The sequence below is a fragment of the Streptomyces sp. NPDC090077 genome, from assembly GCF_044747545.1.
Classification (GTDB): Bacteria; Actinomycetota; Actinomycetes; order Streptomycetales; family Streptomycetaceae; genus Streptomyces.
This window is the reverse complement of the sequence record NZ_JBIVEG010000014.1, coordinates 65,062-88,644: the sequence shown is the minus strand read 5'-3', so window position 1 is coordinate 88,644 and position 23,583 is coordinate 65,062. Positions and strand designations below refer to the sequence as shown.

The window sequence follows — 23,583 nt, the reverse complement described above, 5'->3', positions numbered from 1 at the left end:
GGGGCCGTCTATCTCCCCGGCAGCAGCGTGCCCGGCTCGGCGGGCGCGACCTCGACGGCCCTGGTCTTCAGGCTGCGCCGCTCGCGCCGCGCGACCCAGGTGGCGAACCAGGACAGCAGCATGCACATGCCGATGTAGACCGGCGCGATGATCATCACGACGGGGATGAACGGCAGGTCGTAGTCCAGGTTCGAGGCGATCAGCTTGCCCGCGTGCAGGAACTCCTCGTAGGTGATCAGGAAGCCCAGCGAGGTGTCCTTCAGGGCCACCACGAGCTGGCTGATGATCGTGGGCAGCATGGCCCGCACCGCCTGCGGTGCGAGCACGAAGGTCATCACCTGCGTCTTGCGCATGCCGAGCGCGTACGCGGCCTCGCGCTGGCCCTTCTCCACCGAGTTGACGCCCGTGCGGAAGACCTCGGCGAGCACCGACCCGTTGTACAGGGTCAGCCCCGCCACCAGGGCGGGCAGCGGCTGGACCTTCAGCGCCACGAAGATGAAGAAGATCATCACCAGCACCGGCATGGCCCGGAAGAACTCCACGCACGCCGTCGCGGCCCAGCGCACCGGACGGTGCACCGAGAGCCGTCCGGTCCCCAGCACCGCCCCCAGCACCAGCGAGAGCACCGAGGCGTACGCGAAGGCCTTGAGGGTGTTGCCGAGCCCCCTGAGCAGCAGCTCCTGGATGCCCTCGTACGCGAAGGGGCTCCACTTGGCGGCGGTGAACTGCTCGGTGTCGAAGAGCAGGTAGAGGATCCACGCCAGCAGGCCGAGGAACACCACCGTCGAGGCGATCCCGTAGTAGAGGTGGCGGCGCTGGGCCTTGGGCCCGGGCAGGTCGTAGAGGGCGGTGGACTCCAGGTCCCCGTGCAGCGCGTGCGCGGTCATCGGGCGACTCCGTAGCGCTTCTCCAGCAGGTGGAAGAGCGCGCTGATGGACAGGGTGATGATCAGGTAGCCGACGGCGATCCAGACGAAGGTCCACACGATCCCGTAGCCCAGCTCGTTGAGGGTCTTGTACGTGCCCAGCAGCTCGTTGACGCTGAAGGCGCCGGCGATCGCGGAGTTCTTCGCGAGCGCGATCAGGGTCGAGCCGATGGGCGGGATGACGGAGCGGAAGGCCTGCGGCAGCACCACCGTCCCCAGGGTCTGCCCGAAGGACATCCCCAGGCTCCGCGCGGCCTCGCCCTGCCCCTTGGGCACGGTGTTGATGCCGGAGCGCAGCACCTCGCAGATGAAGGCCGAGGTGTAGCAGCCGAGCGCGAGGACGGCGAAGACCTGGAAGGGCAGGACCAGCCCGAAGCGCGGCAGGCCCAGGAGCACGGCGAAGAAGAGCAGGGTGAGCGGGGTGTTGCGCAGCACGGTCACCCAGACCGTGCCGAAGACCCGGAAGGAGCCGACGGGCGCCACGCGGAAGGAGGCCATCAGGAAGCCGAGGACCAGGGCGAGCAGCGAGGCGTAGACGGTCAGTTCGAGGGTGCCGAGGAAGCCCTTGCCGTAGATCGCGAAGTTCTCGGTGAGTACGTCCATGGGGGTGCGCTCTCCCTTCAGCCGGCCGGGTAGCGGTCGATGGCGGGCGGCGTGGGGGCGGGCTGGCCGGAGAGGCCGAGCGTGGCCTCGTAGGCCTTCTTCCAGTCGCCGTTCTTCTCGTCCGCCTCCAGCGCGTCGTCGAGGGCGAAGCGCAGGGCGTTGTCACTGCGGGGGACGCCGATGCCGTAGGGCTCCTGGGAGAAGGGCTTGCCCACGACCTTGAGCTCCTCGGGGACCTTGGCGGCGTAGCCGAGGAGGATGGAGTCGTCGGTGGAGACGGCGTCGACCTGGTAGGTCAGCAGGTTGTCCACGCAGACCGAGTAGGTGTCGTACGCGACGAGCACGGCCTCGGGGTGCTCGCGCTGGAGCCGCTGGTAGGGGGTGGAGCCGGCGGCGGAGCAGACCTTCTTGCCGGCGAGGTCCTCGGGTCCCTTGATGTCCTTCTCGTTCCTGCGGACGAGCAGGGACTGGCCGGCCATGAAGTAGGGGCCCGCGAAGCCGACCTGCTTCTTGCGGTTGTCGTTGATCGTGTAGGTGCCCACGTAGTAGTCGATCTGGCCGTTCTGCAGGGCGGTCTCTCGGTTGGCGGAGGCGATGGTCTTGAACTCGATGCCCTTCGGGTCGAAGCCGAGGGAGGCCGCCATCATCCTGGCGATCTCGATGTCGAAGCCGGAGTAGCGGCCGGTCGCGGGGTCCTTCTCCCCCATGTACGGCTGGTCCTCCTTGACGCCGACCACGAGGTGGCCGCGCTTCTTCGCCTTCTCCCAGGTGCGCGACTGGGGCAGCGAGAAGCCGGTGTCGACCTGGTAGACGGGCAGGTCCTCGGGCTGGGGTCCCTTGACCGGAGGGCTGCCCGGCTTGCCGCAGGCGGCGGCCGCGAGCAGCAGGGCGGTCAGGGCGAGTACGCGCAGGGTGTGCTTCACCGGGCCGCCCCTCAGTGCTTGAGGATCTTGGAGAGGAAGTCCCGGGCGCGGTCGCTCTCGGGGGCGGTGAAGAAGGCCTCCGGTGTGCGGTCCTCGATGATCCGGCCGTCGGCCATGAAGACGACGCGGTTCGCGGCGGAGCGGGCGAAGCCCATCTCGTGGGTGACCACGACCATGGTCATCCCGTCGCGGGCGAGCTGCTGCATGACCTCCAGCACCTCGTTGATCATCTCCGGGTCGAGGGCGGAGGTGGGCTCGTCGAAGAGCAGCGCCTTGGGGTTCATGGCGAGGGCGCGGGCGATGGCCACCCGCTGCTGCTGGCCGCCGGAGAGCTGGGCGGGGAATTTGTCGGCCTGGCTCGCGAGGCCGACCCGCTCCAGGAGTTCCCGGGAGCGCTTGTCGGCCTCCTCCTTCTTGCGCTTGCGCACCTTGACCTGGGCGAGCGAGACGTTGGCCAGGACGGTCTTGTGCGCGAAGAGGTTGAAGGACTGGAAGACCATGCCGACCTCGGCGCGCAGGCCCGCCAGCTCCTTGCCCTCGGCGGACAGCGGCCGGCCGTCGAGGGTGATGGTGCCGGACTCGATGGTCTCCAGCCGGTTGATCGTCCGGCAGAGGGTGGACTTGCCGGACCCGGAGGGCCCGATGATCACCACCACCTCCCCGCGGCCGACGGTGAGGTTGATGTCCTGGAGGACGTGCAGGGTCCCGTAGTGCTTGTTGACGTCCCGCAGCTCGATCAACGGATCGACGGCCATACGCTGCCCTGCCCACTTGTCGGTGTGTCGAGGTCAGCGCAAACTATCCAGCCGTCGGGGGGACTTCACCTCGACACGCCAAAAAGGTACATAAAGAACATTGGCCTACATTGGCCCTTCGGTCAGCCCTCGGAGGCCTCGGCGTAGGCCTGGCTGAGCTCCGGGGAGCCGGTCATCGCCCAGGACAGCCCCGACTCGATCACGTTGAGCTCGCGCCCGGACGCGAGCCGGATCACCGGCTGGCCGTTGGGCCAGACCTGCCAGCCGGCGCCCGGGAGGCTGCGCACGATCACGGTCCCGAGGTAGAACCCGGCGTCGTTGCCCAGCCAGGGCGCCACCTCCGGGTCCCGGCGCCAGCGGGGCATCAGCTGGTCCAGTGCCTCCAACGAGGCCGGGGTCTGGTCGAGTTCCAGTCCGGCCGCCCACGCCTGGGACCGCAGCATCTCGCACTCCGAGAACAGTTCGGCGACGCCCTCGGGATCATCCGCGAGGGCGGCGGCGAGCTCCGCACCCTGTTCCGTTTCGTGCCGGTTCCGCCAGTTGGCCAGGAAAGGGATGTTCATACCGACCAGCCTGACACCCGGATCCCCGGCTGGCCACAGGGCGCGCCTTGATCCCTCCGTCTTCCCGGCGTCCTGCTAAACGTCGAGGTCGACGACGACCGGGGCGTGGTCGGAGGCGCCCTTGCCCTTGCGCTCGTCGCGGTCGACGTACGCGTCCTTGACCGCCTTCGCGAAGGGCTCGTTCCCGTACACCAGGTCGATGCGCATGCCCCGGTTCTTGGGGAAGGCGAGCTGGCGGTAGTCCCAGAAGGTGTACGGGCGGTCGTACTTGAGCGCGCGCGGCATGACGTCGGACAGCCCGGCGGCCCGCAGGGCCTCCAGGGCGGCCCGCTCGGCGGGGGTGACGTGCGTGAGGCCCGCGAAGACGGCCGGGTCGTACACGTCCTCGTCGGTCGGCGCCACGTTGAAGTCGCCGAGGACCGCGAAGGGGCGGGTGCCGGCGGCGTCCTCGGCGATGGCGGTGGTCAGCGCGCCGAACCAGTTCAGCTTGTAGCCGTAGTGGTCGTGCTCGACCTCGCGGCCGTTGGGCACGTACACCGACCAGACGCGCACCCCGCCGCAGGTGGCCGAGATGGCGCGGGGCTCCTGGACGCCCTCGTAGTCGGGGCCGCCCGGCAGCCCCATCACGACGTCCTCCAGCCCGACCCGGGACAGCAGGGCCACGCCGTTCCACCGGCCGGTGGCGTTGACGGCCGACTCGTAGCCCAGCTCGCGCAGCTCGGCGGCGGGGAACTGCTCCGCGGAGCACTTGGTCTCCTGGATGCAGAGCACATCCGTGCCGGAGCTCTCCAGCCAGGCCAGCAGGCGCGGCAGCCGGGCGGTGATCGAGTTGACGTTGAACGTGGCGATACGCATGCTCACCAACCTACCGCCCGGCACCGACAGTCAGAGCGCGGCGCTCTCGCCCGCGCCGAGGCGGCTGTGCGGGGCGCCGCCGAGGTTGGCCAGGGCCGTGTCGTAGATGGGCCGGGCGATGTCCGCGAGGTAGGCGTCGTGGATGTCGATGGCCCGGGCCGGCTTGACCTCGCGGACGTAGTCGATCACCTCGGCGACCTTGTTCCACGGCGCGTGCACGGGCAGCATCAGCGTCTCCACCGCGACGCCGGGCACGGTCAGCGCGTCCCCGGGATGGAAGAGGGAGCCCTCCACGAGGTACCCGACGTTCGTGACCCGCGGGATGTCGGGGTGGATCACGGCGTGCAGTTCGCCGTGGACCTGGACCTCGAAGCCGGCCACGGTGAAGGCGTCCCCGTGGCCCACCGTGTGCACCCGGCCCGGGTAGGCGGCGGCCATCTTGTCCGCGACGCTGCGCAGGGTCCACAGGGCGGCGGCCGGGTTCGCGTCGAGCGCCGCGCGCAGCCGGCCCTCGTCGAAGTGGTCGGGGTGCTCGTGGGTGACCAGCAGGACGTCCGCGCCGAGCCCCGCGTCCGGTTCGCTGAAGGCGCCCGGGTCGATGACGAGCACGCGCCCGTCCTTCTCCAACTGGACGCAGGAGTGCAGCCGTTTGGTGAGCTTCATGATCCCACCATAGGCGGCCGGGCCCGGAGCGGGGCCGCTACGGGACGGTGGTGGACACCACGTACACGCGGGGGGCGGCCGGGTTGGTGAAGTCGACCGTGACGTCCCGGGTGGGACGCGGGTCCTCCGCCTCCAGGGTGACCCCGGACCAGGTGTGCTGCGGGCTCCAGCTCCAGCCGGCGACCCCGGCGTCGCGGTCGGAGACCGAGACCCCCGGCGTGAGCGCCCCGCGGCTGGTGCCCACGGCGGCCAGGAAGGGGTCCAGCTCCTCGGCCTTGAGCTGGAACTGCACGTAGAGCCTGCTGGTGTGCCAGTTGTTGGTCTCCAGGTAGCCGACGTGGGAGGCCGTCAGCGGGATCGGCACCTCGTAGATGCTGCGCTGCACCCGGGACGGCCAGTCGGTGCGCACCTTGACCGCGGTCACCCGGGCCGCCTTGTCCCTGCCGCTCTGCCGGCTCTGCTGGGCCGAGACGAACAGGTAGCCCGCGGGCACCCCGATGAGCAGCACGATGATGATCGCGGTGACCCAGCGGCGCCGTACGGTGTGCCGGCGGTCCTCGCGCTCCTCGGCGGTGGGCGGCTGCGAACCGCCCGCTTCGGGGGAGGAGGCCTGGCGGGGCAGGGAGGGCGGTGTCACTGCTGTTCCTGATCCTTGGGGTCCGTGGGGCCCGCGGCGCCGCGCCGGCCCAGCTGCGCGTAGCGCTCGTACCGCTCGACGCGCCGGCGGGTGGCGCGGCGGAAACGGCGGGCGACGAGCCGGGCGAGGTCGGCGGCGCCGACCATGCCGGCCTCGGGGCCGAGCTGGGCCTTGGCGATGCGGGCCTCGGGGCGGTAGCCGCGGCCGGTGAGGTGGCGGCGGAAGGCGTCCCGGGCGGGGCCGATCAGCAGGTCGTCGGCGGCGCTGACGCCGCCGCCGATGACGAAGCAGGCGGGGTCGAGGGCGGCGGCGAGGTTGGCGATGCCGACGCCGAGCCACTGGCCGATGTCCTGGAGGAGCTCGACGCACATGGCGTCGCCCTCGCGGGCCAGCTCGGTGATGAGGGGGCCGGTGATCTCCTGGACGTTGCCGCCGACCCTGGCGATGATGTTGTACGCGACCGGGGAGTCGGCGGCGGCCAGCTCGCGGGCCTCGCGGACCAGGGCGTTGCCGGAGCTGTACTGCTCCCAGCAGCCGCGGTTGCCGCACGGGCAGCGGTGCCCGCCGGGAACGACCTGCATGTGGCCGAACTCGCCGGCCACCCCGAAGCGGCCGCGCTTGACCTGGCCGCCCTCCAGGATGGCCCCGCCGATGCCGGTGCCCAGGGTGATCATGACGAGGTGGTCCTCGCCCCGGCCGGCGCCGAAGCGCCATTCGGCCCAGGCCGCGGTGTTCGCGTCGTTGTCCACCATGACCGGGACCGCGAGCCGGGACTGGAGGGCGTCGCGCAGCGGCTCGTCGCGCCAGGCCAGGTGCGGGGCGAACAGGACGCGGGAGCGGTCGGCGTCGACCCAGCCGGCGGCGCCGATGCCGACCGCGTGCACGTCGTGCCGGTCGGAGAGGTCGAGGACCAGCTCGACGATGGTGTCCTCGACGACCTTGGGGCTCTTGGACTTGTCCGGGGTCTCGGTGCGGATCTTCTCCAGGATGACCCCGTCGGCGTCGACCACGCCGGCCATCACCTTGGTGCCGCCGATGTCGATGCCGACGGTCGGGACGCGTGGGGCGGTGCGCAGCGAGCGGCGCTCACGGGTCCCGACGGTCCGCAGGACGGTGCCCCGGGCCGCCCCCCGGTGGGCGAGCGTGAAGTCCCGGTACGTGCTCATCGAGTGGTTTCGTCCCTGTCGGTGGCCGGATCGGATGGGGTGGTCGCCCCTGATTCTGCCACCCGCTCCAGCTCGTGGCTCAGCTCCTCCAGCTCCGAGCCGCCCGCCATCTGCCGGGTGAGTTCGTCCAGGGTGATCGAGTCGCGGGTGTGGCTGCCCGCCATGGCGCCCCGCTTGAGGAGCACGAAGCGGTCCCCGACCAGGTACGCGTGGTGCGGGTTGTGGGTGATGAGGACCACGCCGAGGCCCGCGTCGCGGGCGGCGGCGACGTACTTGAGGACCACGCCGGACTGCTTGACGCCGAGGGCCGCGGTGGGTTCGTCCAGGACGAGGACCTTCGCTCCGAAGTACACGGCGCGGGCGATGGCCACGCACTGCCGCTCGCCGCCGGAGAGGGTGCCGATCGGCTGGTCGACGTCGCGCAGGTCGATGCCCATGCGCAGCAGCTCGGTGCGGGTGGTCTCGCGCATGAGGTCGACGTCGAGGCGGCGGAAGGGGCCGCGGCCCTTCGTCGGCTCCGAGCCGAGGAAGAAGTTCCGCCAGACCGGCATGAGGGGGACGACGGCCAGGTCCTGGTAGACGGTGGCGATGCCGTGGTCGAGTGCGGCGCGCGGGTTGGCGAGCTCCGTTTCCACGCCCTCGATCTCGAAGCTGCCGGCGTCGTGGCGGTGCAGCCCCGCGATGATCTTGATGAGGGTGGACTTGCCGGCACCGTTGTCGCCGAGCACGCAGGTGATCTCGCCCGCCGACACCTCCAGGGTGACCCCCTGGAGGGCGCGGATGTTGCCGTAGTACTTGCTGACGTCCGTCAGCTTCACCAGGGGTGTGCTCATGACCGCGCCTCCGCCCGCTTGCGGACCCATGCGTTCAGCAGCGTGGCGAGCAGCAGCATGGCGCCCAGGAAGAACTTGAACCAGTCCGGGTTCCACTGCGCGTAGACGATGCCGTTGCTGGTCATGCCGAAGATGAAGGCGCCGACGGCCGAGCCGATCGCGGAACCGTAGCCGCCGGTCATCAGACAGCCGCCGATGACGGCGGCGATGATGTAGAGGAACTCGTTGCCGACGCCCTCGCCCGACTGGACGACGTCGAAGGAGAAGAGGATGTGCTGCCCGGAGATCCAGGCGCACAGCGCGACCCCCATGTAGAGGCCGATCCGGGTCTTGACCACCGGGACGCCGGTGGCGCGGGCCGCGTCGGCTCCGCCGCCGACGGCGAAGATCCAGTTCCCCGCGCGGGTGCGCAGCAGGATCCAGGTGGCGACGGCGACCAGCGCCAGCCACCACAGGATGGTGACCTTGAGGGTGACCGAGCCGATGTTCCACTGCGAGGCGAACAGGGCCCGCGCCGAGGAGAAGCCCTCCATGTCGGCGATGGACTTGGTGGAGACCGAGCCGCTGATCAGCTTGGTGAAGCCGAGGTTCAGGCCGGTCAGCATCAGGAAGGTGCCGAGCGTGATGATGAAGCTCGGCAGCCGGGTGCGGGTCAGCATGAACCCGTTGAAGAAGCCGATGGCCAGGGTGACCAGCAGGGACACGAGGACGCCGACCCAGACGTTGGCGGTCATCTGGTAGCTGAACATCGAGCTGAACAGCGCCGACGTGGTGACCATGACACCGGCGGACAGGTCGAACTCGCCGCCGATCATCAGCAGGGCGACCGGGACCGCCATGATCCCGATGGTGGAGGCCGAGTACAGGACCGTGCTCAGGCTGGAGGGCTTCAGGAAGCTGTCGGCGGCGAAGCAGAAGAAGACGAAGACCGCGGCGGCACCGACGACCGCCCCCAGCTCGGGGCGGCCCAGCAGCCGGCGGACGTACGAGGTGGGAGCGAGCCGTTCGTCGACGGCGGGGGCGGCGGGGGTGCTCATCGGCTGCCCCGCTTGATGTACTCCTCCAGCTTGGCCGCCTCGGCCGCGGTGACGATCTGCGGGCCGGTCAGCACCGGGCGGCCGCCGCCGAGGACGTCCGCGTTGTAGCGGTAGAGCCACAGCAGGTCCACGGCCTCGTAGCCCTGGAGGTACGGCTGCTGGTCCACGGCGAAGCCCAGCGCCCCGGACTTCAGGTCGCGGGCCACGGACTCGTTGAGGTCGAAGGTGTCCACCTCGGCCTTGCTGCCCGCCGCGTCCTTCGCCTTGACGGCGGTGGGTGCGAAGGGCGCGCCGAGGGTCACGATCGAGTCGACGGAGGGGTCGGCCTGGAGCTTGGCCTGGATGGCGGCCTGCACGGAGGGCATGTTGGTGCCCTCGACGTACAGGTTCTCCATCGAGCCGCCGAAGGTCTTCTTCGCCCCGGCGCAGCGCTGCTCGTGGCCCACGTTGCCCTGCTCGTGCAGGACGCAGACGGCCTTCTTCTTCCCGCGCCTGGTCAGCTCCGTGCCGACGGCCTCGCCGGCGATCTCCTCGTCCTGCCCGATGTGGGTGAGCGCCCCGTACTCGGCGGACTGGGCGGAGCCGGAGTTGACCGTGACCACCGGGATGCCCGCCTTGACGGCCTTGCCGAGGACGTCCTTGAGGGCCTCGGGCTTGGCGAGGCTGACGATGATCCCGTCGACCTTCTGGTCGATGGCGTTCTGCACGAACTGGGCCTGCTGCTGCGCCTGGTCGTCGTGGGAGTAGACGAAGTTGATGTTGTCCTTCGCCGCGGCCTCCTTGGCGCCCTTCTGCACGATGTCCCAGAAGGTGTCGCCGTCGCCCGCGTGGGTGACCATCGCGAAGGTCCAGCGCGGCGTGGACACGGCGGGCCGGCCCGCCTGCGCGGCCTTCGCCCGCTCCTCGGCGCGCTTGCCGCCCGTGCTGCTGCAGCCCGCGAGGGAGGCCCCCAGTACCGCCGCGAGCACGGCGCCGACGACGCGTACCCCTGTCCGAACCCTAGCCACGTCCCCGTGCCCTTCCCTCGTCCGTCATCAATCGGTCATTCCGGTTTCAGCCGCCCAGTATCCGCCACAGTGGACCATGAAGGGTCATCGGGGCACGGCCGGGCAGATTGACAGGTCCCCCGTACGGGGTCACGTTGAGTGCATGCGCATCGGGCTGATCGGAACGGGCCGGATCGGCTCCTTCCACGCGGCCGCACTGGCCCGCCACCCGGACGCCGGCTCGCTGCTGCTGGCCGACGCCGACCCCGGGCGGGCCGCGCGGCTCGCGGACCGGCTGGGGGCCACCGCGGCTCCGTCGGTCGACCAGGTGTTCACCTGGGGCGTGGACGCCGTGGTGGTGGCCTGCGCCACGGAGGGCCACGCCGACCTGGTGGTCCGGGCGGTGCGCGGCGGGCTGCCGGTGTTCTGCGAGAAGCCGCTGGCCCCGGACCTGGACCGCACCCTGGCCGTGCTGCGCGAGGTGGGCGCGGCCCGGGGGCTGCTCCAGGTCGGCTTCATGCGGCGGTTCGACGCGGGCTGCCGCACCGCGCGGGAGCTGGTCCGCTCGGGGGCCCTGGGGCGGCTGCACACGGTGCGCACGATGACAGCCGACCCGGCCCCGCCGCCGGCGGAGTACCTCGCGTCCTCCGGGGGCCTGTACCGGGACTGCCTGGTGCACGACTTCGACATGGTCCGCTGGGTGACCGGGCGCGAGGTGGCCGAGGTGTACGCGACCGGCGCCGACGCGGGCCCGGCGCGGTTCCGCGAGACGGGGGACGTGGACACGGCCGCCGCCGTCCTGACCCTGGACGACGGGACACTGGTCACCAGCACCGGGACCCGCTGCAACGGCGCCGGGTACGACGTGCGGATGGAGCTGGCCGGGGAGCTGGACCAGGTGTCCTCCGGGCTGGACGACCGTACGCCGATCGCCTCGACGGAGCCGCACGGCCCGCCCCCGGCGAGCAAGCCCTGGAGCGGGTTCCTGGAGCGGTTCGCCCCCGCCTACGAGGCCGAGCTGGCGGCGTTCGTACGGCTGGTGCGCGGCGAGGGGGACAACCCCTGCGACGGGCTCCAGGCGCTCGCCGCGTTCCGGGTGGCCGAGGCCTGCGAGCGCTCCCGGCGGGAGCGGCGGCCCGTACGGCTGGCGGAGCTCCCGGACCTGTAGGGCGCGGGTGCGGGCTCCGGCGGGCATGCGGGCCACAGTAGGCCCGGTGATCAAGCCCGCAGGAGCCGTATACCGGCCAATCGGCGCGGGCCCGGGCCCTCAGCCCGCCGCGCGGCGTCCCCAGGCGGTGCCTGCCAGGACGAGGGCCGCTCCGGCGAGGCCGGCGGCGCCGAGGTGCTCGCCGCCGATGGCGATGCCCGCGGCGGCCGCCCACAGCGGTTCGGTGCCGAGCAGCAGGCTGACGCGGGAGGGCGAGGTGCGGCGTACGGCCCACATCTGCACGAAGAAGGCGAAGAGGGTGCAGAAGACGGAGAGGAAGGCGAGCCCGGCCCATTCGGCGGGTCCGAAGCCGGCGGCCGCCGCCCAGGGGCTGTCGCCGGTGCCGGGCAGTGCCGCCAGCAGGGCGAAGACCAGCACGGCGGTGCCGAGCTGGACGCTGGTCAGCGAGAGCGAGTCGGCGTCCTGGACAGCCTTGATCCGTGCCATCAGCAGCACGTGCAGGGTGCGGGCCAGGGCCGCGCCGAGGATCAGCAGGTCGCCGGTGCCGGGCACGGTGAACCCGGCGCCCTGGGTCAGCAGCACCACCCCCGCGACCGAGACGGCGGCCGCCCCGAGGAAGGCGGCCGGGGGCTTCCTGCGGCGCACGGCGGACTCGGCGAGCGGGGTGAAGATCATGGTCAGGCTGATGATCAGCCCGGCGTTGGTGGCGGAGGTGTGCACCACCCCGTAGGTCTCCAGCAGGAAGATCCCGCCGAGTACGAGGCCCAGCGCGGCGGCGCCGCGCAGCTGGGCGGGGCGCAGCGCGCGCAGCCGCCGCCACCCGGCGAGGACGAGCACGGGGAGCACGAGCGCGAACCGCAGCACGAGGACGGCGATCACGGTGTGCGTGGCGGTGATGCCCTTGGCGGCGAGGTAGCTGCCGCCCCAGACGACGGCGACGAGCAGCACGGGCAGGTCCGCGAGCCAGGCGCGGCGGGGGGCGAGGGCGGGCGCGGGGGCGGCGAGGGTGGACACCGGGGCGGCTCCGACGGCGGGAAGGGAGTGGAGACGGCGGCGGCTCGCACGGGTGCGGGCCCACCGTAGCCGAGTGGATCTTCCCGGTCGACCCGTTATCCCGTGCCCCTGTGCGGGCGTCCCGGTCAGTCCGCGAAGGTGCCGAAGGAGGCGCGGCCCGTGGTGCGGTAGGTGTGGATGGCGGTGCCGCTGCCGGTGGTGCGGGAGGCGGTCAGCTCGAAGGCCGTGGGCAGGCCGCCCGTGGGGAACAGCCGGCGGCCCGCCCCGAGGAAGACGGGGAAGACCAGCAGGTTGAGCTCGTCGACGAGGTCGCGCGCGAGCAGCCACTGGGCCAGCTGCCCGCTGCCGTGCACCTGGAGCTCGCCCTCCAGCGCGTCCTTGATCCGGACGATCTCCGCCTGGAGGTGCTCCCCGTCCACGACGGTGGCCGGACCCCAGTCGGGGTCCTTCAGGGTGGTGGAGGCGACGTACTTCGGCAGCCGGTTGAGCTTGTTCGGGACCGGGTCGGCCGGGTCGTCGTGCAGCGGCCAGTAGGAGGCGAAGATCTCGTAGGTCCGGCGGCCGAGGAGGAAGGCCCCGGCCCGGCCGAAGAGCTCGGTCACGAACTCCCCCATGCCCTCGTCGGCGAAGGGCACCAGCCAGCCGCCGTACGCGAAGCCGCCGCTGCGGTCCTCGTCGGGGCCGCCGGGGGCCTGCATCACTCCGTCGAGGGTCAGGAAGGTGGTGAGGGTCAGCTTGCCCATGGCGCGGCGCTCCTTGTGTCGGGTGCTTCTCCTCCTCAGACTCCCGCCGGTGCCCGGACTCATCGGTGCGGCGCGCGTGAACGCGAGGTCGGATTCCCGCCAGCACCGTCCGCCCCCCACGGATTTCATTGAACCCGCAACCAAATGCGGGAACGGATCCGGGAGGAACGACAATGAACGGCAACACGGTGGCCCTGGTGACGGGCGGCAGCCGGGGTATCGGAGCGGCCACCGCGCTGCGGCTGGCCGAGGACGGCTTCGACGTGGCGGTCAGCTACGTCCACGGCGCCGAGGGCGCGGCGGAGGTCGTCGGGAAGATCGAGGCGCTCGGCCGCCGGGGGCTGGCCGTACGGGCCGACGCGGGCGCCGCCGACGGCCCCCGGACGGCGGTCGAGGAGACCGTACGGGCGCTGGGACGGCTCGACGTGCTGGTCAACAACGCCGGGGTGGGGGTCATCGGGCCGGTCGGCTCCCTCGGCGCCGCCGACGTGGACCGGGTCATCGGCGTCAACGTCCGGGGCGCCTTCCTGGCCGCGCAGGCCGCGGCGGGGCACATGGGCCCCGGCGGCCGCATCGTGACCATCGGCAGCTGCATGGTGGGCCGGGTGCCCGGCCCGGGCGGCACCCTGTACGCGATGAGCAAGGCGGCCATGACGGGCCTGACGAAGGCCCTGGCGCGGGAGCTCGGCGGGCGCGGCATCACGGCGAACCTGGTCCACCCGGGCCCCACGGACACCGACATGAACCCGGCCGACGGCCCCTCCGCGGACCAGCAGCGCACGCTGACGGCCCTCGGACGCTACGGCACCCCCGGGGAGGTGGCCGCCATGGTGTCCTTCCTCGCCGGGCCGGACGCCGCGTACGTCACCGGGGCGGAGTTCTCGGTCGACGGCGGCCACGCCGCCTGACGGGACGCCTGTGGGGGCGCACCGCGTGCGGTGCGCCCCCACAGGGCCGTGCCCGGGCCCCGGGGGTGTCGGCCCCCGGAGCGGGTCACGCGGCGGGGCGGATCAGCCGCCCAGCTCCTGGTGACGGGCGGCGTGCGCGGCCGCGCCGCCCTCCGTCAGCGAACCGAACAGGCGCAGGCGGGAGAAGCCTCCGTCCGGGAAGATGTCGATCCGCACGTGGGTGCCGACCGCCGGGGCGTCCAGCACGAAGCGGTGGTTGGTGTCGGGCTGCAGGCGGGTGCGCGGCAGGAACTCCGTCCACTCGCCCTCCTCGCCCGTCTTGACCGACAGCGAGGCCCAGCCGGCCGAGTTGCCCTTGAGGTAGGCGGTGTCGATCTCCACGGCGCGGATCTCGGACTCGGCGACGAGCTGGTAGCGGATCCAGTCGTTGCCGTTGTCACGGCGGCGGGCGGTCTCCCAGCCGTCGTCCATCTTGCGGGAGCGGCCCGGGTTGATGGTGTTGGTCGGCGGGGAGTAGAAGCGGTTGGACGCGTCCTCGACCGAGCCGCCGTTCTCCAGGGCGACGACGTCGAAGGTGCCCAGCACGGCGAGCCACTTCGGGTCGGGGCGCACCTCGCCGTAGACGCGCAGGCGGGCGATGCCGCCGTCCGGGTGCTGGTTCAGCCGCAGGTGGGTGAAGCGCTGCTCGACGTTGACCTCGAAGCCGTTGGCCGCGTGGCCGCCGACCGGGGTGCGCTCGACGAGGGTCGTCCACTTGACGTCGTCGGAGAGCAGCTCCGCCTCGGTCGGGGAGCCCTCGACGGACGCGCCCTGGACGGACACGGCCTGCGGCATGTTGCCGCGGAAGTGGGCGGTGTCGACGACGATGCCGCGGATGACGCCGGGGGCGCCGAGACGGATCAGGGCGTAGTCGTGGTCCTCGGCGGTCGGCCAGGGCTGCTCGGCGGAGATGCCGCGGCGGCGGCGGGTCTCCCAGCCGTCCATGACCTTGCCCTTGTGGCCGAAGTGCTCGGGGTCGAAGTGGCCGGCCTCGGCGATCAGCAGGTTCTCGCGCTCGGCGAAGAACTCGTCGTTGGCGGCGATGACACCGGCGCCCAGCTCTCGGGCGGCGAGGTTCGCGTACTGGGTGAAGGGGAACTCCGCGGTGCGGTAGTCCGCGTACGGGTCGCCGCCCCCGTACGGGTTCGCGTTACCGGTGAAGGAAGGGATCGCCACTGTCAGTTCTGCCTTTCGAGGAGGAGGCCCGTGGGCTCGGTCGGGGTGCCGTGGTCGGCGATCTGCGTGCCGCGCAGCCAGGTGGACTTCACGACGCCGTGCAGGGTCTTGCCCGCGTACGCCGTGACCTGGTTGCGGTGGTGCAGCTCGGCCGGGTCCACGGTGAAGGTCTCTTCGGGGGCCAGGACGGCGAAGTCGGCGTCACGGCCGGCCTCGATGGCCCCCTTCTGCGCCAGGCCGGCCAGCGCGGCCGGGGCGGTGGACATCCAGCGCGCGACCTCTTCGAGGGTGCGGCCGCGCTTGCGCGCCTCGGTCCAGATGGCGGGCAGGCCCAGCTGGAGGGAGGAGATGCCGCCCCACGCGGTGGCGAAGTCGCCGGTCTTCAGGTCCGCGGTGGAGGGCGAGTGGTCGGAGACGATGCAGTCGATGGTGCCGTCGGCGAGCGCGTCCCACAGGACGTCCTGGTTCGCGGCCTCGCGGATGGGCGGGCAGCACTTGAACTCGGTCGCGCCGTCCGGGACTTCCTCGGCGGTGAGGGTGAGGAAGTGCGGGCAGGACTCGACCGTGACCTGGACGCCCTCGGCCTTGGCCGCGGCGATCAGGGGCAGCGCGGAGGCGGAGGACAGGTGCAGGACGTGCACGCGGGCGTTGAGCCGCTTCGCCTGGTCGATCAGGTTCTGGATCGCGGTGTTCTCGGCGTCCTGGGGGCGGGAGGCCAGGAAGTCGGCGTACTTGGGGCCCGGGTTCTGCGGGGCGGACTCCAGGTGGTGCGGGTCCTCGGCGTGCACGATCAGCAGGCCGCCGAAGCCGGTGATCTCGGCGAGCGAGGTGGCCAGCTGCTCCTGGTCGAGCAGCGGGAACTCGTCCACGCCCGAGGGCGACAGGAAGCACTTGAAGCCGTAGACGCCGGCGTCGTGCAGCGGGCGCAGGTCCTTGACGTTGTCCGGCAGGGCGCCGCCCCAGAAGCCGACGTCCACGTGCGCCTTGGCCCGGGCGACCTCCTGCTTGACGCGCAGGTTGTCGACCGTGGTGGTCGGCGGCAGGGAGTTGAGCGGCATATCCAGGATGGTGGTGATGCCGCCGGCCGCCGCGGCGCGGGTGGCCGTCCAGAAGCCCTCCCACTCGGTGCGGCCCGGGTCGTTCACGTGGACATGGGTGTCCACCAGGCCGGGGAGCAGGACGTCGTCGCCGAGGTCCTCCAGCCGGGCTCCGGCCGGTACCTCGGCGTCGTGCGCCAGCACGGCCGTGATCTTCCCGCCGGCGACGGCCACCGAGGCGGCGCGCGTCCCCTCGGGGGTGATGACGCGCGTCGAGCGCAGTACCAGTTCCACTGCCACGTCGGCCACCGGAACCTCCCCATCTACTTCCACAGAGCGAAATTCAACGTTCTGTTGACGGAGTCTTCACCCCGATCCGGGGCCAGTCAAGAGCACCCGGAGGGACCGCTGACACACTCTCACCGCAATTGGATGTTTCCACAGGATGGAATTAAGATTTCGCTATCCAGAATGTAGCTACCACCACCGCAGATCGGGCGGGTAACTTCCCGAGGGCGTGCACCACCAGGACAAACCACCTCTGACCGGCGAGGACGGCGAGGTACCGGCTCTAGGGCCGACGCCGACCGACCGGTAGGCTGCTTCCTTGCCTGCCAGCACCGAAAGGACCGCGCCGTGCCGACGTCCAGCGCCAGCACCACCGACGCTTCCGCCAAGCCCACCGCCGGCGGCGGTGGCGTCCAGTCCCTCGAGCGCGCCTTCGATCTGCTCGAACGCATGGCCGATGCCGGCGGCGAGGTCGGCCTCAGCGAGCTGTCGGCCGCCAGCGGGCTGCCGCTGCCGACCATCCACCGCCTGATGCGCACCCTCGTCGCGTGCGGGTACGTCCGGCAGCAGCCCAACCGACGTTACTCCCTCGGCCCCCGGCTCATCCGCCTCGGCGAGTCCGCGTCGCGGCTGCTGGGCACCTGGGCCCGCCCCTACCTCGCCCGCCTGGTCGAGGAGACCGGGGAGACCGCGAACATGGCCCTGCTCGACGGCGACGAGATCGTCTACGTCGCCCAGGTGCCGTCCAAGCACTCCATGCGCATGTTCACCGAGGTCGGCCGGCGCGTCCTGCCGCACTCCACCGGCGTGGGCAAGGCGCTGCTCGCGCACACCCCGGCCGACGAGGTCCGGGCCCTGCTGGCCCGCACCGGGATGCCGGCCGCGACCGAGAAGACCATCACCACCCCCGAGGGCTTCCTGGAGGCCCTGGAGCAGGTCCGCAGGGTGGGCTACGCGGTCGACGACAACGAGCAGGAAATAGGAGTCCGCTGCCTGGCCGTGTCCGTGCCCGACTCGCCGACCGCCGCCGCGATCTCCATCTCCGGTCCGGCGGGCCGGGTGACCCAGGCGGTGGCCGAGTCCTTCGTGCCGATCCTCCAGGGCGTGGCCGCCGAGCTGTCGGTGGCCCTGCAGAGCCAGACCCCGGCGTAGGGCCGGGGCGTACGGCCCAGGCGTACGGCGAGTGCCCCGGCACCCTCCCCCTGCGGGAGGGTGCCGGGGCACTCGCACGTACGGGCGCGCTCAGACCGCCGGGACGGACGCGGTGGAGGGCGCGGCGGGCGCGGCCAGGGTGAGGCGGCCGTCGGCCATGGTCGCCGTACGGTCCATCCGGTCCAGGTGGGTGCGGTCGTGCGTGACCAGCACCGTGGCGGTGGAACGCTCCCGGGTGAGGGCGACCAGCAGGTCGAGGACGGCCGCGCCGCGCTCGTGGTCGAGGGCACTGGTCGGCTCGTCCACCAGCAGCACGGCCGGCTCGTTCATCAGGGCCCGGGCGATGTTCACGCGCTGGCGCTGCCCGCCCGACAGCTCGTGCGGGCGCTTGCCGGCCTTGTCGGCGAGGCCCACCGCGTCCAGCAGCTCCAGGGCCCGGCGGCGCAGCTCCCGGGAGGGGCGGCCCGAGACGTGGGCCATCACCTGGAGCTGTTCGGCGGCCGTCAGCGAGGCCAGCAGGTTCGGCTGCTGGAAGACGATGCCGATCCGCTCCCGGCGCAGCGCCGACTTCTCCGCGGGCCCGAGCCGGCTGGTGTCCCGGCCCGCGACCACGACCCGGCCGGAGTCCGGGGTGACCAGGGTGGCCGCCACGGCCAGCAGGCTGGACTTCCCCGAGCCGGAGGGCCCCACGATCGCGGTCAGGGTGCCCGCGGGCACCTCCAGGGACACCGCGTCGAGCGCGGTGAGGCGTCCGTCCCCGTCGGGGTAGGTGAGCGTGACGTCGTCAACGAGCAGGGTCATCGGGCGCTCCCCAGGGCGGTCAGCGGGTCGACGGCGGTGATCCGCCGGATGGACAGGGCCGCGCCCAGCGCACCGAGCACGATCATGATCGCGGCGGGGGCCAGCACGGTGGCGGCGTCCAGGACGAAGGGCACGTCGCCGCCGCTGATCAGGACGCCGATGCCGGCCGCGAGCGCGGTACCGGCCCCGGTGCCGATCCCCAGCATCACCACCGCCTGGCCGAGGGCGTCCTTCAGCAGGTACGGGGTGGAGGCGCCCAGCGCCTTCAGCACCGCGATGTCGCCGCTGCGCTGGATCGTCCAGACGGTGAAGAAGGCCCCTATGACCAGGGCGGAGATGGCGAAGAGGAAGCCGCGCATCAGCTGGAGCGAGCCGTTCTCGGCCTGGTAGGACCCTATGGCGCCCAGGGCCTCCTCGACCGTCTGCGTCTTCGTGCCCGCGGCCTCGTCGCCGGCCGCCCAGTCCGTGTCCCCCGCGCCTTCGAGGGCGATGACGGTGGCGACGGCCTCCGGGGAGGTCCCGGGGTTGCCGACGCGCTGCCAGTCGTCCAGGTCCGCCCACACCACCGGGGTGTGGCTGTAGGCGGCCGTGCCCGAGACGGCGGCGACGGTCAGCTCCAGCGTCCCGATCCGGACCCGGCTCCCGGCGGTCAGGCCGCCGAGCTCCTTCGCCGCCTTCTCGGTGAGGACCACCCGGCCCCGGCCGAGCCCCGTTCCGGCGGGTGCGAGCCGGCCGGCCGGCTCCACTCCGAAGACGGAGACGGCGGCGGTGCGCCCGTCCGCCACGGCGTTGGTGGTGCGGATGCCGAGCGGCTGCGCGGCCTCGACCCCGGGCCGTGCCCGCCAGGTCTTCCAGGCGCCGGCGGGCAGCTGGGACTGGGTGAAGGAGACCTTCTGGTCCCCGGCGGGCGCCGCGAAGGCCAGGTGCGAGGCGGGCAGCCCGGTGACGGCCGAGATGTTCTCCCGGGCCAGTCCGGAGGTGAGCCCCGACAGCAGGCCGACCAGCAGCGTGATCAGCAGTACGACCGAGCCCATGAGGGCGAAACGGCCCTTGGCGAACCGTAGATCTCTCCATGCGACGAACATGTCCCCCACCTTGGTGTCGCACGCGGGCCCGGGGCATCGCGCCACGGTAGGCATCCTGGTATCGAAGGTGGCATCCGGACATCAAACTTTCGGTTGACCGGTGCCCCGGACGGCCCGCTTACGCTGGTCGGACGATGTCTGCCGCACTGCCCTCCCGCCCCCTCACCCCCGTCACCCGCGTCCTGCGGCTGTGCCTGCACGCGCTGCTCCTCGGGCTGCTCGCGCTGGCCTGCGCGCGGGCCGTCGCCGACTCCGCGCCGCACGCCGGTTGGGTGATCGGCCTCAGCTCCCTGCTGGCCGCCGTCTACGCGGCGGGCGTGCGCGCCCCCGCCGTCCACCGCTCGGCGCGGGCCGCCGGACTGTGGCTGGCCGGGGTGGGCGCGGTGTGGGCCGCGCTGCTGGCCGTCTCCCCCGACGGGGTGTGGATCGCCTTCCCGCTGTACTTCCTGGAGCTGCACCTGCTGCGGCTGCGCTGGGGCCTGACGGCCGTCGCGGCCACCGCCTGCGCGGCCATCGGCGGCTTCCTCGCGCACAGCGGCACCGTCACCCCGGGGGCCTTCCTCGGGCCGCTGCTGGGCGGGGCCGTGGCCGTGGCCACGGTGCTGGGCTACCAGGCGCTGTACCGGGAGAGCGAACGCCGCCGCGAGCTGATCGAGGAGCTCATCGCCACCCGGGCCGAGCTGGCGGCGGCCGAGCGGGGCGCGGGGATCCTCGCGGAGCGGGAGCGGCTCGCGCGGGAGATCCACGACACCCTGGCCCAGGGCCTGTCCTCCATCCAGCTGCTGCTGCGGGCGGCCGAGCGGGCGCTCTCCGAGGGTCCGGCGGACCGGACCCCGCCGCAGCCCACGGCCGGCGGGAACCCCGTGGCCGGTGCCTCCGGCGCGGCCCTGCGGGCTCCGGCGGCGGCCGTGCCCCCGTCCCCGACGGCGGCGGCGCTCGGGCACATCGCCCGGGCCCGCGAGGCCGCGCAGGACAACCTGGCCGAGGCACGACGTTTCGTACGGGCCCTGACTCCCCCGGACCTGGAACACGGCTCGCTGGCCGCGGCGCTGGAGCGGCTGTGCTCGGGGGCGCCGGGGCCGCGCGTGCGCTTCTCCGTCAGCGGCTCCCCCCGGGCCCTGCCCACCCCGTACGAGGTGGCCCTGCTGCGGATCGCCCAGTCGGCGCTGGCCAACGTGGTGCGGCACGCGGCTGCCGGGCGGGCCGAGATCACCCTGACCTTCATGGACACCTCGGTCACCCTGGACGTGGTCGACGACGGCCGGGGCTTCGACCCCGCCGGCGCCGCCTCCGGCGGGGGCGGCTTCGGCCTGCCGGCGATGCGGGCGCGGGCCGAGTCGCTGGGCGGGCTGTTCACCGTGGAGTCCGACCCGGGCCAGGGCACCGCCGTGGCCGTCACCCTGCCGCTGCCCGTGGAGGCCTGACATGACCATCCGGCTCCTGCTCGCCGACGACCACCCCGTGGTCCGCGCCGGGCTGCGCGCGGTGCTGGACACCGAGCCGGACTTCGCGGTGGTCGCGGAGGCGGCGACGGCGGAGCGGGCGGTGGAACTGGCCGCCTCCGAGCCGGTGGACGTCGTCCTGATGGACCTCCAGTTCGGGGCCGGCCTGCACGGCTCGGCGGCCACGGCGGCGATCACCGCGCGGCCGGGCGCGCCCCGGGTGCTGGTGCTGACCACCTACGACACGGACGCCGACATCCTGGCGGCGGTGGAGGCGGGCGCCTCCGGCTACCTGCTGAAGGACGCACCGCCGGAGGAGCTGGCGGCGGCGGTCCGCACGGCGGCGGCCGGCCAGTCGGCGCTGGCCCCGGCGGTGGCGCTGCGGCTGATGGACCGGATGCGCACCCCGGCGGAGGCGCTGACGAAGCGGGAGCTGGAGGTGCTCCAGCTGGTCGCCGACGGCCTGTCGAACCAGCAGATCTCGAAGCGGCTCTTCCTCAGCCAGGCCACGGTCAAGTCCCACCTGGTGCACGTCTACGCCAAGCTCGGCGTCGACTCGCGCACCGCCGCCGTCGCCGCGGCCGCCACCCGCCGGCTGATCCGGACCCCGTAGCCGGCCTGTCCGCACGGGGGTTGTCCCCCGGGCGGACAGGCCGGGAGGCAGGCGGGCGGCGGGGGCGCGCGGCCGGAAGCATGCGGGGGGTCGAATCCCCGTCCGCGAGAGCGAGTCCCGATGTCCGCGATACCGAGCACGACCGGGCGGCAGCGCCGTCCGTCCCCCGCCGCTCCCCCGGCACCCGTCCGCACGGCCTACGTGCTGTGGCTGGCGGCGGTGGCCGCCGGGGCCTTCGAGACGGTGCTCGCCGTGGGCCGGATGGCGGCCGACGGCACCGGCTCCGCCGGGGAGATCGGCACCGGCCTCGCCGTCCGGATCACGGTCTTCGGCCTGGCCGTGCTGTTCGCCCGGCGGATGCGGGAGGGCGCCCGCTGGGCCCGGGTCACCCTGGCGCTGGGCCTGGGGGTGCTGGGCACCGCCTCGATGGTCGCGCAGCCGCTCGGGTACCTCGCGGGCGGCGGTTCGGTCGCGGACGCCCTGTCCCGGGCGGGCGCCCTGGACCTGCTGTTCGGGGCGAGCCGGACCGTGCACGTCGCGGCCGTGCTGGGGGCGGTGGCGCTGATGTTCCGGCCGGCGGCGAACACGTGGTTCGGGCGGGCCCGGTAGGCGGCGCCCGCCGGCTCAGGCCACCCAGTGCGGCCGGTCGATCCCCGGAGCGAGCGGGACCCCGTCGTGGAAGGCCTCCGCGAGGCGGCGTACGCCCTCCTCCAGGCGGTCGGCCGGCAGGGTGTACGGGATGCGCAGGCGGTGCTCGAAGGTGCCCGGGTCGACGCCGAAGCGGGCTCCGCGCCCGATGTGCACCCCGGCGGCAGCGGCGCGTTCCGCGAGGGCGGAGCTGACCGGCTCGCCGAGGTCCACCCAGAGGGAGAGGCCGCCCGGCGGCAGCCGCCAGGACCACTCGGGGGTGTGCCGCTGGAGCGCGGAGACCAGGGCCTCCCGCCGGCCGCGCAGCTGCGCGAGCCGGCCGGGCAGGGTCCGGTCCAGGTTCTCCAGCAGCGGGAGCGCCACCACCTGGTCGAGCACGGAGCCGGTCATGTCGGCGCAGACCCGTACGGCGGTCAGCTCGGCGATCAGCTTCGCGGTGGCCCTGACCCAGCCCACCCGCAGGCCGCCCCAGTGGGTCTTGCTCAGGGAGCCGATGGTGATCACGTGGTCGGCGCCCGACCGGGGGGCGAGCGAGGCGAGCGGCGCGGGGGCGGGCACGTCGAGGGCGATGTCGGCGATGGTCTCGTCGACCACCAGCCAGGTGCCGGTGGCCCGGGTCGCCTCGATCAGCCGGACCCGCTGCTCGTCCGGCATCAGGGCGCCCGTCGGGTTGTGGAAGTCCGGGACCGCGTACGCCAGGCGGGGCACGGTCTGACGCAGCGTGGACTCGGCGATCTCCATGTCCCAGCCGGCGTCGGAGACGGCGATGGAGCCGGTGCGCAGGCGGGCGTGGCGCAGGGCGTCGAGGGCGTTGGCGTAGGTGGGGTTCTCGGTGACGACCCGGTCCCCGGGCCGGCAGAGCAGGCCGACCACGAGGGCGAAGGCCTGCTGGGCCCCGGCGGTGACGAGGATCTGCTCGGGGCGGGTGGGCAGGCCGCGCCGGGTGAAGCGGTCCGCGACGGCCGCGCGCAGGTCGGGCAGGCCGAAGGGGTGGTAGCCGGGGGTGCGGGTGAGTCCGGGCAGTCGGGGGGCGGCCCAGGCGAGGGCCTCGGCGAGGCTGCCGTCCGGGGCTCCCATGGCGGCGATGGCGAGGTCGATGCCGGGGTCCCCGTCGGCGCTGTAGCCGCCGGCGCCGAGGAGGGCGTGGGCACCGACCGGCCCGTGCCCGTCGGGGAGCTCGGTCCAGGTGCCGGAGCCGCGCCGGCTGCGCACGTAGCCGCTCTCGCGGAGCAGGTCGTAGGCGCCGGTGACGGTGGCGCGGCTGGCGCCGACCGCCTCGGCGAGCTCGCGCTCGGCGGGCAGCCGCACGTGCAGGGCGATCCGGCCGTCGAGGATCAGGGTGCGCACGGCGTCGGCTAGGGCCCGGTAGCCGGGGCGCGCCAGCACCTCGGGCGGGAGCAGCGCCGCGAGCTGACGGCTCCCGATCGTCCTGTCCGCCGTATGGACCACTCGCCCGTTTGCCATGCCAACCTCCCCTGATTGGCTCTGCCAGCCAGGCCAATCCGGGTCCAGACTCGCGGTAT

At 72.9% G+C, this 23,583-nt stretch carries 25 protein-coding genes; 6 read left to right on the top strand and 19 right to left on the bottom strand.

What is annotated here, in order from left to right; genetic code table 11:
* Positions 1-8: 8 nt before the first annotated feature.
* The 12 genes from ACIPW5_RS23230 to ACIPW5_RS23175 all read right to left on the bottom strand — a co-directional run bounded on the left by ACIPW5_RS23230 (position 9) and on the right by ACIPW5_RS23175 (position 9,967).
* Positions 9-887, bottom strand: a complete 879-nt coding sequence (locus ACIPW5_RS23230; protein WP_401247987.1) for an amino acid ABC transporter permease — start codon at positions 885-887, stop codon at positions 9-11.
* Entirely contained in the window at positions 884-1,528 is a 645-nt protein-coding gene (locus ACIPW5_RS23225; RefSeq protein ID WP_401247985.1) for an amino acid ABC transporter permease, read from the bottom strand. Before ACIPW5_RS23225 ends, ACIPW5_RS23230 begins: the two co-directional genes overlap by 4 nt.
* A 17-nt stretch (positions 1,529-1,545) precedes the next feature.
* The gene (locus tag ACIPW5_RS23220; protein WP_401247982.1) at positions 1,546-2,451 is read right to left on the bottom strand and encodes a glutamate ABC transporter substrate-binding protein; all 906 of its coding nucleotides are present in this window, start codon (positions 2,449-2,451) and stop codon (positions 1,546-1,548) included.
* A gap of 11 nt (positions 2,452-2,462) precedes the next feature.
* Positions 2,463-3,206 (bottom strand): amino acid ABC transporter ATP-binding protein, encoded by a 744-nt coding sequence (locus tag ACIPW5_RS23215; protein ID WP_401247980.1) that lies wholly within the window; start codon positions 3,204-3,206, stop codon positions 2,463-2,465.
* A 122-nt stretch (positions 3,207-3,328) separates the two neighbouring features.
* A complete protein-coding gene (locus ACIPW5_RS23210; RefSeq protein WP_401247977.1) occupies positions 3,329-3,769 on the bottom strand; it encodes a DUF6278 family protein in 441 nt (146 codons plus the stop codon).
* Between the two features lie 75 nt (positions 3,770-3,844).
* On the bottom strand, positions 3,845-4,624 hold the full coding sequence (locus ACIPW5_RS23205; protein ID WP_401247974.1) for an exodeoxyribonuclease III: 780 nt from the start codon (positions 4,622-4,624) through the stop codon (positions 3,845-3,847).
* Positions 4,625-4,654: 30 nt separating this feature from the next.
* Entirely contained in the window at positions 4,655-5,287 is a 633-nt protein-coding gene (locus ACIPW5_RS23200; protein WP_401247971.1) for an MBL fold metallo-hydrolase, read from the bottom strand.
* Positions 5,288-5,324: 37 nt separating this feature from the next.
* Complete coding sequence (locus ACIPW5_RS23195; RefSeq protein WP_401247969.1) at positions 5,325-5,924, bottom strand: hypothetical protein; 600 nt, start codon at positions 5,922-5,924, stop codon at positions 5,325-5,327.
* Positions 5,921-7,090, bottom strand: coding sequence for an ROK family glucokinase (locus tag ACIPW5_RS23190; RefSeq protein WP_401247966.1), 1,170 nt, complete (start codon positions 7,088-7,090; stop codon positions 5,921-5,923). Before ACIPW5_RS23190 ends, ACIPW5_RS23195 begins: the two co-directional genes overlap by 4 nt.
* Positions 7,087-7,923: an ATP-binding cassette domain-containing protein gene (locus ACIPW5_RS23185; RefSeq protein ID WP_401247963.1), complete on the bottom strand. Its 837-nt coding sequence runs from the start codon at positions 7,921-7,923 to the stop codon at positions 7,087-7,089. The genes ACIPW5_RS23190 and ACIPW5_RS23185 overlap by 4 nt, the downstream gene beginning before the upstream one ends.
* Complete coding sequence (locus tag ACIPW5_RS23180; RefSeq protein WP_401247961.1) at positions 7,920-8,960, bottom strand: ABC transporter permease; 1,041 nt, start codon at positions 8,958-8,960, stop codon at positions 7,920-7,922. Before ACIPW5_RS23180 ends, ACIPW5_RS23185 begins: the two co-directional genes overlap by 4 nt.
* A complete protein-coding gene (locus tag ACIPW5_RS23175; RefSeq protein WP_401247959.1) occupies positions 8,957-9,967 on the bottom strand; it encodes a sugar ABC transporter substrate-binding protein in 1,011 nt (336 codons plus the stop codon). The genes ACIPW5_RS23180 and ACIPW5_RS23175 overlap by 4 nt, the downstream gene beginning before the upstream one ends.
* A 142-nt stretch (positions 9,968-10,109) precedes the next feature.
* Here ACIPW5_RS23175 and ACIPW5_RS23170 point away from each other — a divergent pair, with 142 nt between their 5' ends.
* Positions 10,110-11,114 carry a Gfo/Idh/MocA family oxidoreductase gene (locus ACIPW5_RS23170; protein ID WP_401247956.1) on the top strand — a complete coding sequence of 335 codons (1,005 nt, stop codon included), beginning with the start codon at positions 10,110-10,112 and terminating at the stop codon, positions 11,112-11,114.
* A 99-nt stretch (positions 11,115-11,213) separates the two neighbouring features.
* Here ACIPW5_RS23170 and ACIPW5_RS23165 read toward each other — a convergent pair whose 3' ends face one another.
* Together ACIPW5_RS23165 and ACIPW5_RS23160 are read right to left on the bottom strand one after the other, a co-directional pair.
* A complete protein-coding gene (locus ACIPW5_RS23165; RefSeq protein ID WP_401247949.1) occupies positions 11,214-12,128 on the bottom strand; it encodes a DMT family transporter in 915 nt (304 codons plus the stop codon).
* A 125-nt stretch (positions 12,129-12,253) separates the two neighbouring features.
* Positions 12,254-12,871 carry a dihydrofolate reductase family protein gene (locus ACIPW5_RS23160; protein WP_401247946.1) on the bottom strand — a complete coding sequence of 206 codons (618 nt, stop codon included), beginning with the start codon at positions 12,869-12,871 and terminating at the stop codon, positions 12,254-12,256.
* Between the two features lie 173 nt (positions 12,872-13,044).
* Here ACIPW5_RS23160 and ACIPW5_RS23155 point away from each other — a divergent pair, with 173 nt between their 5' ends.
* The gene (locus ACIPW5_RS23155; protein ID WP_401247944.1) at positions 13,045-13,779 is read left to right on the top strand and encodes an SDR family oxidoreductase; all 735 of its coding nucleotides are present in this window, start codon (positions 13,045-13,047) and stop codon (positions 13,777-13,779) included.
* Between the two features lie 102 nt (positions 13,780-13,881).
* Here the strand turns inward: ACIPW5_RS23155 and alc are convergent, their stop codons facing one another.
* The gene (alc, locus tag ACIPW5_RS23150) at positions 13,882-14,994 is read right to left on the bottom strand and encodes an allantoicase (RefSeq protein ID WP_401247942.1); all 1,113 of its coding nucleotides are present in this window, start codon (positions 14,992-14,994) and stop codon (positions 13,882-13,884) included.
* Between the two features lie 2 nt (positions 14,995-14,996).
* Positions 14,997-16,331, bottom strand: a complete 1,335-nt coding sequence (allB, locus tag ACIPW5_RS23145; RefSeq protein ID WP_401248203.1) for an allantoinase AllB — start codon at positions 16,329-16,331, stop codon at positions 14,997-14,999.
* 336 nt (positions 16,332-16,667) lie between these two features.
* On the opposite strand from allB, the gene ACIPW5_RS23140 reads away from it, so the two are divergent.
* The gene (locus ACIPW5_RS23140; RefSeq protein WP_007267406.1) at positions 16,668-17,471 is read left to right on the top strand and encodes an IclR family transcriptional regulator; all 804 of its coding nucleotides are present in this window, start codon (positions 16,668-16,670) and stop codon (positions 17,469-17,471) included.
* A gap of 90 nt (positions 17,472-17,561) precedes the next feature.
* Here the strand turns inward: ACIPW5_RS23140 and ACIPW5_RS23135 are convergent, their stop codons facing one another.
* Together ACIPW5_RS23135 and ACIPW5_RS23130 are read right to left on the bottom strand one after the other, a co-directional pair.
* Positions 17,562-18,272: an ABC transporter ATP-binding protein gene (locus ACIPW5_RS23135; protein WP_401247939.1), complete on the bottom strand. Its 711-nt coding sequence runs from the start codon at positions 18,270-18,272 to the stop codon at positions 17,562-17,564.
* Entirely contained in the window at positions 18,269-19,357 is a 1,089-nt protein-coding gene (locus ACIPW5_RS23130; protein ID WP_401247936.1) for an ABC transporter permease, read from the bottom strand. The genes ACIPW5_RS23135 and ACIPW5_RS23130 overlap by 4 nt, the downstream gene beginning before the upstream one ends.
* Before the next feature lie 146 nt (positions 19,358-19,503).
* On the opposite strand from ACIPW5_RS23130, the gene ACIPW5_RS23125 reads away from it, so the two are divergent.
* The 3 genes from ACIPW5_RS23125 to ACIPW5_RS23115 all read left to right on the top strand — a co-directional run bounded on the left by ACIPW5_RS23125 (position 19,504) and on the right by ACIPW5_RS23115 (position 22,021).
* Entirely contained in the window at positions 19,504-20,781 is a 1,278-nt protein-coding gene (locus ACIPW5_RS23125; protein WP_401248200.1) for a sensor histidine kinase, read from the top strand.
* Position 20,782: 1 nt separating this feature from the next.
* Positions 20,783-21,412: a response regulator gene (locus tag ACIPW5_RS23120; RefSeq protein WP_401247933.1), complete on the top strand. Its 630-nt coding sequence runs from the start codon at positions 20,783-20,785 to the stop codon at positions 21,410-21,412.
* Positions 21,413-21,532: 120 nt separating this feature from the next.
* On the top strand, positions 21,533-22,021 hold the full coding sequence (locus ACIPW5_RS23115) for a hypothetical protein (RefSeq protein ID WP_401247930.1): 489 nt from the start codon (positions 21,533-21,535) through the stop codon (positions 22,019-22,021).
* 15 nt (positions 22,022-22,036) lie between these two features.
* Here ACIPW5_RS23115 and ACIPW5_RS23110 read toward each other — a convergent pair whose 3' ends face one another.
* On the bottom strand, positions 22,037-23,524 hold the full coding sequence (locus ACIPW5_RS23110; RefSeq protein ID WP_401247927.1) for a PLP-dependent aminotransferase family protein: 1,488 nt from the start codon (positions 23,522-23,524) through the stop codon (positions 22,037-22,039).
* Between the last annotated feature and the right edge of the window lie 59 nt (positions 23,525-23,583).